General features: G+C 40.7%; 14 protein-coding genes. 1 reads left to right on the forward strand and 13 read right to left on the reverse strand.

All coding sequences use genetic code 11. From position 1 onward, the window contains the following. Nucleotides 1–162: 162 nt before the first annotated feature. Nucleotides 163–930 carry a TatD family hydrolase gene (locus tag AC3WLU_RS24000; protein ID WP_057276490.1) on the reverse strand — a complete coding sequence of 256 codons (768 nt, stop codon included), beginning with the start codon at nt 928–930 and terminating at the stop codon, nt 163–165. A 209-nt stretch (nt 931–1,139) separates the two neighbouring features. Beyond that, a complete protein-coding gene (gene metG, locus AC3WLU_RS24005; RefSeq protein WP_095679967.1) occupies nt 1,140–3,101 on the reverse strand; it encodes a methionine--tRNA ligase in 1,962 nt (653 codons plus the stop codon). Nucleotides 3,102–3,719: 618 nt separating this feature from the next. Here metG and abrB point away from each other — a divergent pair. Then, nucleotides 3,720–4,004 (forward strand): transition state genes transcriptional regulator AbrB, encoded by a 285-nt coding sequence (gene abrB / locus AC3WLU_RS24010; RefSeq protein WP_034316356.1) that lies wholly within the window; start codon nt 3,720–3,722, stop codon nt 4,002–4,004. 46 nt (nt 4,005–4,050) lie between these two features. On the opposite strand, the gene rsmI is transcribed toward abrB, so the two are convergent. The 11 genes from rsmI to AC3WLU_RS24065 all read right to left on the reverse strand — a co-directional run bounded on the left by rsmI (nt 4,051) and on the right by AC3WLU_RS24065 (nt 11,808). Continuing rightward, nucleotides 4,051–4,932: a 16S rRNA (cytidine(1402)-2'-O)-methyltransferase gene (gene rsmI / locus AC3WLU_RS24015; protein ID WP_403191474.1), complete on the reverse strand. Its 882-nt coding sequence runs from the start codon at nt 4,930–4,932 to the stop codon at nt 4,051–4,053. 1 nt (nt 4,933) lies between these two features. Continuing rightward, nucleotides 4,934–5,194, reverse strand: a complete 261-nt coding sequence (locus AC3WLU_RS24020) for a GIY-YIG nuclease family protein (protein ID WP_034316360.1) — start codon at nt 5,192–5,194, stop codon at nt 4,934–4,936. Next, nucleotides 5,181–5,924: a tRNA1(Val) (adenine(37)-N6)-methyltransferase gene (locus AC3WLU_RS24025; RefSeq protein ID WP_034316362.1), complete on the reverse strand. Its 744-nt coding sequence runs from the start codon at nt 5,922–5,924 to the stop codon at nt 5,181–5,183. Before AC3WLU_RS24025 ends, AC3WLU_RS24020 begins: the two co-directional genes overlap by 14 nt. A gap of 176 nt (nt 5,925–6,100) precedes the next feature. After that, nucleotides 6,101–6,475, reverse strand: coding sequence for a DNA replication initiation control protein YabA (gene yabA / locus AC3WLU_RS24030; RefSeq protein WP_034316364.1), 375 nt, complete (start codon nt 6,473–6,475; stop codon nt 6,101–6,103). A 14-nt stretch (nt 6,476–6,489) separates the two neighbouring features. Continuing rightward, nucleotides 6,490–7,320 (reverse strand): PSP1 domain-containing protein, encoded by an 831-nt coding sequence (locus tag AC3WLU_RS24035; protein WP_048689969.1) that lies wholly within the window; start codon nt 7,318–7,320, stop codon nt 6,490–6,492. A gap of 1 nt (nt 7,321) precedes the next feature. After that, a complete protein-coding gene (holB, locus tag AC3WLU_RS24040) occupies nt 7,322–8,326 on the reverse strand; it encodes a DNA polymerase III subunit delta' (protein ID WP_141236117.1) in 1,005 nt (334 codons plus the stop codon). An 8-nt stretch (nt 8,327–8,334) separates the two neighbouring features. After that, entirely contained in the window at nt 8,335–8,775 is a 441-nt protein-coding gene (locus AC3WLU_RS24045; RefSeq protein WP_057276486.1) for a YaaR family protein, read from the reverse strand. A 24-nt stretch (nt 8,776–8,799) separates the two neighbouring features. Beyond that, nucleotides 8,800–9,129, reverse strand: a complete 330-nt coding sequence (gene darA / locus AC3WLU_RS24050; RefSeq protein WP_034316369.1) for a cyclic di-AMP receptor DarA — start codon at nt 9,127–9,129, stop codon at nt 8,800–8,802. Between the two features lie 85 nt (nt 9,130–9,214). Further along, nucleotides 9,215–9,856, reverse strand: a complete 642-nt coding sequence (gene tmk / locus AC3WLU_RS24055) for a dTMP kinase (protein WP_440440013.1) — start codon at nt 9,854–9,856, stop codon at nt 9,215–9,217. Between the two features lie 39 nt (nt 9,857–9,895). After that, nucleotides 9,896–11,350, reverse strand: a complete 1,455-nt coding sequence (locus AC3WLU_RS24060; RefSeq protein WP_492598046.1) for an aminotransferase class I/II-fold pyridoxal phosphate-dependent enzyme — start codon at nt 11,348–11,350, stop codon at nt 9,896–9,898. Nucleotides 11,351–11,589: 239 nt separating this feature from the next. After that, on the reverse strand, nt 11,590–11,808 hold the full coding sequence (locus AC3WLU_RS24065) for a sigma factor G inhibitor Gin (RefSeq protein ID WP_082609258.1): 219 nt from the start codon (nt 11,806–11,808) through the stop codon (nt 11,590–11,592). Nucleotides 11,809–12,060 lie beyond the last annotated feature (252 nt).

The raw sequence follows: 12,060 nt of genomic DNA on the forward strand, positions 1-12,060 counted from the left end.
ACTTCTCATTCAGGAAATTACTACCTATTATGCATATTCCATATTGAAAAGGAAAGGGCGACTTCTCGACATAATAAGCCTATAGTTGGAGTGAAATTTGTTGAAACCTTAAAAAAATCGATTTTAGCTAGCAAACCCCGGGAGATATTGTAAAAAAAAATGTCAGTTAATGCCGAATAATTTCTTGGCATTTTCCGTTGTTGCCTGGGAAACTTCCTCTATTGTAAGCTGTTTGATTTCTGCAATTTGTTCAGCGACAAGTTTCACATATGATGGTTCATTACGCTTCCCTCTATATGGATGTGGAGCCAAGTATGGACAATCGGTCTCAATCAGTAAACGGTCTAAAGGTACTGCTGCTGCCACTTCCTTAGGTTTTTTTGCATTCTTGAAGGTCACTGGGCCTCCCAATGAAATATAAAAATTCATATTGATGCACTCCATAGCCGTTTCTGCACTTCCGCTAAAGCAATGCATGATGCCCCCAACCCTTGATGCCTCTTCTTCCTTCAGTATGTTCACGATATCCGCGGTCGCTTCCCGATTATGGATGATAATGGGCAGCCCCACCTTTTTGGCCAATCGAATCTGCTTCCTGAACACCTCCATTTGAACATCTTTCGGAGATTTATCCCAATGATAATCCAGGCCCATCTCCCCAATGGCCACAACCTTTGGATGATTGGATAATTCCTCGATCCATTGTAAGTCGTCTTCTGTCATATCTATAGCATCCACAGGATGCCATCCGACTGCGGCATACATGAAATCATAAGTTTCTATTAATTCCATTGCCCTTATAATGGTAGGCCGGTCAAAACCAACGACTACCATATTATCGACCCCTGCTTCCTTAGCTCTTTCTATTACGTCTTCGAGATCCTCGTTGAATTGTTCCGCATTAACATGTACATGTGTGTCAAATAACATTATTTTTCTTCCTTTCTAGCACTATTTTATAAAAAAATGAAAGTTTTATGTTTCACATTTAGGTAACAAACAGATTACAAAAGAGGCAGTATGCCCAATTAATAAATGTAGAACCAAAAACTAAACCTATATTACGTTACTTTTTCCAAAAGCATAAAGAAAAAAACATAAAAATGTTTCATATGAAACACCTTTATGTTTTCATCCGTTTATTTCACCTTTGAACCATTTGGAATCGATGAATCTATTGTAGCGACTGAGAGCACATCATCCTGGCTTCCCGCCAAAATCATTCCTTGAGAGAGCTCGCCACGAAGTTTAACAGGTTTCAAATTCGTGACACATATCACTTTTTTGCCTACTAAATCTTCTGGTTTATAGTGCTGTGCAATGCCTGATACGACTTGCCGTTTCTCATAACCCAAATCAAGCTGAAGTTTAAGAAGCTTATCCGCCTTCTTTACAGGCTCAACTGCCATTACCTCAGCAACACGCAGCTCCACTTTTGTAAAGTCATCAATAGTGATTTCATCAACCTCGGGAATCGTCTCTTCCACTTTTTCCTCGGCCTTAGGGGCATCTCCCTGCATTTGTTCTTTAATATATAAAACTTCCTCTTCCATATCCAAACGAGGGAAGATCGGGTCTCCCTTCAAGACTTTTGTTTCAGCAGGAATTTGACCGAACTCTGCTAAACTGTCCCAGGATTTCAACACATCATCTTTGATGCTAAGCTGAGCAAAGATCTTTTCCGGTGTTTGCGTCAAGAATGGTTTCAAAAGGATTGCCGTCCTGCGTAATGATTCCGCCAAATGAACCATGACACTCGCAAGGTCTTGTTTCTTTGATTCATCTTTAGCAAGAGTCCATGGCTGGGTCTCATCAATGAATTTATTTGTTCTGCTCACGAGTTGCCAAATGGATGTCAGTGCAACTGAAAATTCCATGTTTTCCATTGCTTCCTCATACTTGCCAACCGTTTCTTGGTTCATTTCAAGCAAAGCTTTTTCGAATTCGCCATTGGATCCTTCGTAATTTGGAATCACACCATCAAAATATTTATTGACCATTGCAACTGTTCGATTTAATAAATTCCCTAAATCATTGGCCAGGTCAAAATTGATCCGTTCCACAAACCCTTCCGGTGTAAATACCCCATCGGAACCAAATGGTACTTCACGCAATAAATAGTAGCGTAAAGAATCCAAACCGTAACGATCGATCAATGTAACGGGATCCACTACATTTCCTTTTGATTTGGACATTTTACCATCTTTCATGAGAAGCCATCCGTGGGCGAAGACTTTCTTTGGAAGCGGCACGTCAAGAGCCATTAACATGATCGGCCAATAAATTGTATGGAAACGAACGATTTCCTTTCCGACCAGATGTACATCTGCCGGCCAATAATTCAAGTATTTAGAATCATTGTCCGTTCCATACCCTAATGCCGTTATATAATTGGTCAAAGCATCTATCCATACATAAATGACATGCTTTGGATCTCCCGGCACCTTGATGCCCCAATCGAAAGTAGTACGTGAAACGGCCAGATCTTCCAATCCAGGCTTGATGAAGTTATTGATCATTTCGTTTTTGCGGGATTCCGGCTGAATGAAATCCGGGTTTTCCTCATAAAACTTAAGTAACCGATCCGCATATTTACTCATCTTAAAGAAATAAGATTCCTCTTTCACCTTTTCAACAGGCCTGCCGCAATCAGGACAGTTTCCATTGCTCTCTTCGACTTGACGTTCCGTGAAGAAAGATTCGCAAGGTGTACAATATAATCCTTCATATTGGTCTAAATATATATCACCCTGGTCCAATAACCTTTTGAAAATCTTGGCTACGACCTCTTTATGGCGATCTTCCGTCGTCCTGATGAAATCATCATATGAAATATCAAGCTTTTCCCAGAGTTCTTTAATCCCTGATACGATATTATCTACATATTGCTGTGGAGTGATTCCTTCCTCAGCCGCTTTACGCTGGATTTTTTGACCATGTTCATCAGTTCCTGTTAAATACATGACATCGAAGCCACGCATCCTTTTATAACGAGCCATGGCATCCCCTGCCACTGTCGTATACGCGTGCCCTATATGTAAATTGCCACTCGGATAATATATGGGTGTCGTGATATAGAATGTTTTTAATTTATCTTGCACTTCGTTCCCTCCTCATCATTTGAAAAACCGGCTATGGGACTGGCCCAAGCCATAAGAATATATTTAAGCTATTATCTCTATTTTAACGCTATATACAATTCTGTGCGACAATAATCACTAATCTAATCATCATGTTAATAGAATAAAAAAATAATAAATAGACTCAACTTAAAAATAAGGGTACTTCCCTTCTGTCAGCATTACCTCTTACCTCAACAAAATATACCTAAATTTCTTTTTTTGTGCAACAACTCACATATTCGTAAACTTTTTCAGAAAATTATCCTTAATTCAGAACTTTTGTTTTGAAACTAAAATATATTTAATCATATAATAGGGAAGTATGTTTTCTTATGCATACTTTGTCGAAATGTGGTGAAGGGAGCAGTTCTTTGTATCCTGCATTTCTTTACTTTTAAAGGCATAACCGATTTTTTCTCTTTAAAAGCCATTTTGTCACACGAAATGGGCCCTGCTATTTCTTACAAAAAAATGAAAATAAATCATTGACGAATTTGGGAATGGCTGGTATTATAAATTTATAAAAAAATTTGTCGAATAATGGCGAAAAAAATAGAAATAGGGTACTAGATTGTAACTGAGAGGAGAATTTTTTAAATGAAATCTACAGGTATTGTTCGTAAAGTTGATGAGTTAGGCCGGGTGGTTATTCCAATCGAACTTCGTCGTACATTGGGTATCGCTGAGAAGGACGCTCTTGAAATCTATGTGGATGATGAGCGCATCATCTTGAAAAAATACAAACCAAACATGACTTGCCAAGTTACAGGTGAAGTTTCCGATAACAACCTTACACTTGCTAATGGTAAATTGATTCTTAGTCGTGAAGGTGCAGAATTACTTATTCAAGAAATTCAACAAAGCTTCACTGCTTCTAAATAAATGATAAAAAAACTTCCGTTCTTCGGAAGTTTTTTTATGCTTATTATTATTGTATATCAATGTGAAACGCTTGATATACATCGCGTTTTTGCATATTGCGATCTTTTGCGACCTGCTTGATTGCGTCCTTTGAAGTGAACTGCTTGGATTCTATATAATGATTAACATGACCGACGATATCTAGGGCCATCCACCAAGCTTCTTCCGATTCATCCTCCGACCATTGCCCGCCTTCTATTATTAGACAGAACTCACCGCGAATTTCGGACTCCACCGCCCATGTCAAGGCCTCACTCACAGTCCCTCGAATGAACTCTTCAAATTTCTTGGTTAACTCCCGGCATAATACTATACGACGGTCACCTAAAATTTCATGCATATGTTTCAATGTTTCTTTCAATCGATGTGGCGATTCATAAACGATCCAAGTTGATTCCAATTTTTTTAATTTTTCCAGTTCCTGCTTTTTTTCTTTTGCTCCCCTTTGTAAAAAACCATAGAAGTAAAAAGGCTGGGGAACCAGTCCAGATGCGATCAATGCAGTTAATGCAGCATTTGCCCCCGGCAACGGAATGACTTTAAACTGTTCGGCAATGGCATCTTTGACCAGTTCGTATCCCGGGTCGGATATCGTCGGCAAGCCAGCATCACTTACTAATGCGATGACCTCTCCAGATCGAAGCCTCTCAAGCATTTGCTTCCCGCTATATTCCTTATTATGTTCATGATAGCTGACGATAGGTGTCGAAATTTCAAAGTAGTTACATAATTTCTTCGTATTTCGCGTGTCCTCAGCAGCAATGACATCCGCTTCCTTTAAGATTCTTAAAGCCCGGAAACTCATATCCTCAAGGTTTCCTATTGGTGTAGGAACCAGATATAGAGCCGGCTCCAATCCTTCTTTTTCAAAACTCTTTTGCTGCCACATATCATGTATCCTCCTTTGCCATCCACTTTTCCTTTTGTTTTCTTGTTAATTGCTTAAATTTATATTCAGCCTGCATGGCCAATGTCCGTGTTTCGAATATTTCATGATAAATCAGTTCAACCGGTGTCCGGCCACGTGTATACTTAGCGCCCCTGCCTTGATTATGAACATCAATCCTGCGGTGCAAATCATTGGTATACCCAGCATAATAACTGCCGTCCCTGCACTTTAAAACATAAAAATAATGCTTATTCCTCTCCATATAGAATCCTTCTAATTTCGGGATTATACTCATTTTGATCATTATATACAACAAGCGGGGGAAGAATCTTTAAATCAGGGTTGCCGTCCTTTATCCCTTCAATAAGAATCGTATTTGCTTCTTTTGAACTCTTAGGATAAACGAATTGCAGTCGCTTCGGTTCAATTCTGTACATCCTCATGAAATGCAGGATATCCATAAGACGGCCCGGTCTATGAACGAATGCAGCTTTCCCACCTTGACGCAGCAATTGGCTTGAAACCCGCATGACGTCCTCAAGATTACACATGATTTCATGTCGGGCAATTGCAAAGTGCTCATTTTTGTTAATTTCCTCGATGGATGGCGTCGGGAAATAGGGTGGATTGCAAGTAACGACATCATATTTGCTATACCCTATCTGCTTTGGAATTTCTTTTATATCTCCATGAATCATCTCGATTTGGGAGGTCACGCCATTATAGTCCATGCTCCTCTGGGCCATGTCATATAACCGCTCTTGAATTTCAACACCGGTAATTGTCCCTTTTGTTCTTGTACTCAGCAGCAAAGGTATGACCCCATTGCCTGAGCAAAGATCGACGATTTTCCCTTTTTGAATCGGTACATTCACGAACCTTGATAATAAAACGGCATCTAATGAAAAAGAGAACACCGATGGGCTCTGGATGATCCTTAAATTCTCAGCCAAAAGATAATCCAGGCGCTCATCTCCATTAAGTTCTACCATTGCTGTTACCCTCCTAATCATGTATGAAAAAGCATGTTTAGGGACCATGCTTCTAAGTTACTGTCGTACAAAAAGGGGCCTGACTCATAGTATGCGTCAGACCCCGAATCACTATATATTGTAAACGGTCTATCTATCACGTAAAAGAGATGGAACATCTTTTATATTATCCATTATCACTTCTTGTTTAAAAAAGATAAACAGAACAGGCAATCCCCTTCTTTTCGTAAACTGCCAAAATGCAGATTGCAAATATGAAAGCCTTCTTGATAGATACGGGCTAAGTTATCATAGCCTTCCCCGATATCCATAACCTTTTCCGCACTTGGAGTACGGTTTTTCACTTTTTGTTTGACCTTAACTGCAGCAGGCGCACTTTCGACTTCCACAAGGCCCAACCGATGGCGCAAATGCTCGTTTTCCAGCTTGACCGACTGATTTTCCTCAAGGATTTCAGCTAAGTTCTGCTTCAATTCTCCAAGCTGCTTATATAATTGGCCTATCTGGGTTTCCATATTGGTCACCGAATCAAAAATATTTTTCTTATCCACGCTCTCCCACCACCTTAATAATCTGTGGCTTGAATAGAAACGGCTCCCTCTTTTAGAATCTCATCTAGAGTATACTCTAATACTCTTTCTTGCCCGATTAGTTCAATCTGAAGTACGCGTTCTAGAATATTAAGCCCCACTACCTTGCCTTTGCCACCAGGCGTATTAATCATTTCACCTAAATCAGGAAGCATTTCCTTCGCACTTTCATACTCATCATTTTCATATTTCAGACAGCACATCAATCGACCGCATAAACCTGAGATTTTTGTAGGGTTTAATGATAAATTCTGATCCTTCGCCATTTTGATGGAAACCGGTTCAAAATCTCCAAGAAATGTGGAGCAACAAAGCATTCTGCCACAAGGTCCGATGCCACCAAGCATCTTTGCCTCATCCCTTACCCCGATTTGGCGCAGTTCTATGCGAGTTCTGAATATGGCAGCTAAATCTTTGACTAAATCACGGAAATCCACGCGACCATCCGCTGTAAAATAAAACACGACTTTATTTCTGTCGAAAGTATATGACACATCAACCAGCTTCATATCCAGCTTATGTTCCACAACCTTTTGACAACATATAGTGTAAGCCTCTTCTGCAGCCGCCTTATTCTCGTCTACAATCAGCTTATCTTTTGCATCAGCGACCCGAAGTACTTTTTTCAATGGCAGGACAACATCGTTTTCATCTACTTGTTTACGGGCTGTAACGACTTTACCGAATTCAACACCGCGGACAGTCTCCACTATTACAAAATCGTCCTTAGGAATTGCGAATTCACCCGGATCGAAGTAGTATATTTTGCCCGCCTTTTTAAAACGGACACCTACAACATCATACAAATCATGATCCCTCCTGCAAATTCAGCACAAGCTGTTCCATCAACAGCTGTGGATTCGTGTTGGACATCAGCTTCCTTTTTGCTTCCAAAATGCAACCCATATGTTCAGCAAGGCGTCTTGGGGAAAGATGAAGAGCGTGAGTTTCAAATTCCTTCAGTTTATTTTGGAACACAACGAAGTCCTTTTTGTCCAACTGAATGTATAATAAATCCTTATATATAAGAAGTAACAAATCAAGACCTCTGTCAACCTGTTCTCTTTCTTTAAAGTGTGTGAACCAATCCGTCTGAAGGTACAGCATTGCCTTCAAGGAATTAAGTTTTAACACTTCATATAATTTTACCACTATTTTTTGAGCTTGTACAAACCATTCATCATGGCTAAGCTCGATTCCAGCTTCCACATTCTGTGTGATGTGGGCAATAACTGAGGCCAGCTGTGGTTCTAACTCCTGTTCTATCAACTTCCGTTTCACATTCTCCGGAGATAATGGCTTGAACGAAATCACTTGGCACCTTGATAATATAGTCGGCAGAATCCTCTGAAGCTGTTCGGTCATCAATATTGCTACAGTATCAGCCGAAGGTTCTTCTAAAAATTTCAATAGACTGTTGGCTGCCCCCACCGACATTTTGTCAGCATCGGCAATCATATAAACCTTCCGATCTGCCTCTACGCTCTTTTTCGAAAATTCTTCCTGAAGCCCCTTGATTTGCTCTTTCTTTATTGAGAGACCGTCTTTTTCTATCAAATGGACATCTGGATGATTCCCACTTGAAATCCGTTTGCAATTCCGACAAAGTTCGCATGGCTCATAACCTGCTGTCGGGGCTTCACATAGTAAGCTTTTGGCAAAGGCATAGCTTATCTCTTGCTTGCCTGTCCCTTTTTCTCCTTCAAATAAATACGCATGAGCCACCCTGTTCTTCGTTATGCTATTTTGCAGCATCGTCATTACCTGCGGCTGAATTTCACTCATGTCCTGCCATGTTTTATCCAAAACCATCAACTCACTTAGGTATATAAATTAATCAGAAGACCTTTAATCTCACCAATCATTTCCAATATTTCAAGCGAACTTTTCTCTTTATTAAGAATTTCCTCGCTTAACTCAACTAATTTTGCATCTATCGTTTCCACGGTTTTCAATGGCCGGCTCTGTCCATATTCATTCCAGCTCGTTGATTGCTTCAGTTCCAGTCCATATTCAACCGCTTCTTTAACAAATCGTTTCACCAATGCTTTATATTTTGCCAATTCCCTAAAAGTACGTGACCTTACTAAACGCTGACCCGCCCCTTCAATATCGCCTATCAAACGGTTTAATGTTTGGATTTGCATCTTTTGATCCTGTGTCTGGACCATTTGTTGAAACCTTCCATTTCCGGTTTGAAACTGTTTGGCATCCTGACGCGATTTATCCGGCTTAATAGGGATATCATGGTTGATTTTCATAATGAACCTCCCTGAAACTAACCGTTAAAATTGTAAAAAGTTTTCAACCGGCAGAACAAAAATGGTCGCACCGCCCACTTGAATCTCCACTGGGTAAGGTACATATGACTCGGCATTCCCGCCCATCGGTGAAACCGGTGAAACTAATTGGGATCGTGACTGACAATTCTGTTTGATGATCTGGATGGCTTGGTCAACACGTTCGTCCTCTGTTCCAATCATAAAAGTCGTATTACCTGATTTTAAAAACCCGCCAGTGCTGGCTAGCTTGGTCGTTCCGAAATTATTTTCCACTAATTGATTCAGCAGGCGATGACTATCCTTGTCTTGAACGACAGCAATGATCATTTTCATTCTCATCATCCTCCGGTTACTCTGAATTTTTACTAACTACATTATATCAAATAGTATTGGTTGAATAATATGGAAACCTATATAATCAGTTTCCCGCCTTCGCTAAAAAATCCAATAGGCCGGCTTTCGTTTCCTCAAAGACTTCATCTATTGACCGGCCTGCATCCACGATAATGAAACGTTCTTTCCATCTATTTATAATGAACTGATACCCTTCACAAACTTTTTTATGAAAGTCGAGGGCTTCAAGATCCAGCCGGTTCACTTCCCGTTCCCCATTGGACTGGATGCGTCTCAATCCCTCTTCTGGGTCGATATCAAAAAAGAGCGTGGCATCTGGCATCATATCTCCAATTGCAAATTTATTGATATTGTAAACTTCTTCTATATCCAAACCTCTTGCATGACCCTGATAGGCTAACGAGCTATCTATAAACCGGTCACAGAGGACAATTCCCCCTCGTGCCAGCTCAGGCATGACCACTTCCACTAAATGCTGACGCCTTGCTGCTGCGTATAATAAAGCCTCTGTCCTCGAGTCCATGGCTGTATTATCTTTATTAAGGATCACTTCCCTAATTTGCTCCGAAATGGGAACTCCCCCTGGCTCACGGGTTAATAGAACTTGATAGCCTTCTTGTTGCAGAGCCTTGCCAAGCATTTGGGTAATGGTTGTTTTCCCGGCACCCTCTGGCCCTTCCATTGTTATAAAAATACCACGTTTCATCGATGTACCTCCAAGGTTCTTTGTATGTAGTATATCATTTTAACCCGTCTGCCCGCTTTCATAAACGATTAATTCTCCATTTGAAAGGGAGGAACCACCATGAAACCTTGATCCCATTTCCAGCAGTCTCCGCAAATTGGATATATGTTCAGGAGTAATCATTTCCCCGGACATAATTAAAGGGATGCCCGGCGGATAAGGAATGACCATCTCGGCGGATACCTCTCCGACTGCTTTCCGTAATGGGACAGGTCTTGCTTTGCTATGCTTCATGACGGAGTAGGGCATTTCAAGCCCTGCCATTGACCTTCCATCAGGCCAGAGGACCCGAAGATCTGCTTCCTTGTTTCCAGTTCTGTCTTGAGTGGCACTTTTTATAGTTTGTATGATTTCATGAAAAGGAAAATCGGTACCCCTTTTTAACAAGGGTAAAATCATTAATAAATTATCAGGATCAGCCAACTCCGTAAAAATGCCTTTGGCTTCACATAGCTGCTGTAACTCAAATCCACTTAAACCATTTGTTGATTGAATGACTACTTTTAGCGGGTCTGCCAAGGTGCCTGGCGGCGCCTCCAACACCCTTACTGTCTGCAGGGCACCCAGTTTTCCTCTGAAGTCCGATATCTTTTCAATAAGGAATTTTTTATCTTCTGATGTATAAGCGGCTAAATAGGCCCTGGCCAAGTCGAGCGAACCCATAATTGGGTAAGATGGACTGCTGGACTGAAGCATTTGTAAATAGAATGATGCTTGGCCAACATCAATTAAGGATGAATTCACATGAAGAAATGACCCCATCGTCATGGCCGGCAGTGTTTTATGCGCTGAATGGACAACGGCGTCTGCCCCTGCCAAAATAGCCGACTTGGGAAACGGACTTCCTAACTGAAAGTGAGCGCCATGTGCCTCGTCCACCAGCACTGGGATCCCCCTTTGATGTGCTAGTCTTACCATTTCCGTCAAGTCTTCACCAATTCCATAATAATTAGGATAGGTAATAATGATGGCTTTTGCATCTGGATGTACACTCAAGGCTTCTTCAATTAAATTTGATCCCACACCGCCGGCAATGCCCCATTTCTCATAATAATCCGGTTGCAAAAAGATCGGTTGTACATTCGCTAACATCAATCCATGTAAAATTGATTTATGGCAGTTTCTTTGGACAAGGACTTTATCACCTTCCCGGCAGGCAGCAAGAATCATGGCAATGTTGCCTACTGTGGACCCATTAACGAGAAAATAACTCCGCTTTACCCCATATAGATCAGCGAGTAGTTGCTCGGACTTTAGAATGGCCCCCTCTGGAGCATGCAGGTCATCTAAGCCGCTTATTTCCGTGGCATCAATACCAAGCAGGGGGTTGTATAAGGCTTGGCCCTTTTTATTAAACACCCGTCCATTTTTATGCCCTGGGACATGCAGGGATATGGAGCTTTTTTTATGAAAAGCACTCATTGCATCGAACAATGGTGTCTGTGATTGATTCATTTTTCTCTTCCCTCATATCATAGTATTTTTTCATTTTATCAAATAAGTATAATTTTATCTCATATTGCGTCGACAGAAAGGCAATTATGCATCTCTGAACAGTCTGTTTGGAGGGAACTTACAGAAACATGGGAGCATGTTGCCAAGCATTCTTCTAAAGTACCAAAAAAAGAATCAGAGACTAAAGAAACACACATTTCTTTTATCTCTGATTCTTTAACTTTCCACAAACTATTTTTTCATGATAATATTTCAGGATTAGTGACTTTTCTTAATTTCTTTAAGTAATATTGGTACTTGGGATCGTTCGTATCCGTCCCGATCATATCCCTTTCGCATTCCTCACAAATAAAAGTCGTATATAGATGTATACCCATCCCTTTTACTTGTTCACAAACCGCGCACGTTTCCCCTGCCGTTGTTTTGGTTGTTGTTGTCCCCAACATCTCCACCTCCATACCTGCATTCTCCCCAAAAACCATTGTTCGCATACATTGATTTAAATAGTTTAAGAGAACCCGGGGATGCTTTTAACAATGTATGATGAAGAATTTCAATACGTGTATGTCTTCATAAAAGTTTCCATAATTGATAATCCCTTTATATCCAATGATTTTTCTTTGCATTAAGCAAAAAAAAGACCAGCCGGATGGCTGATCTTTTTAAATGGCTTGGCGGCGTCCTACTCTCACAGGGGGAAACCCCCAACT

The organism is Peribacillus sp. FW305-BF15 (genome assembly GCF_058783805.1).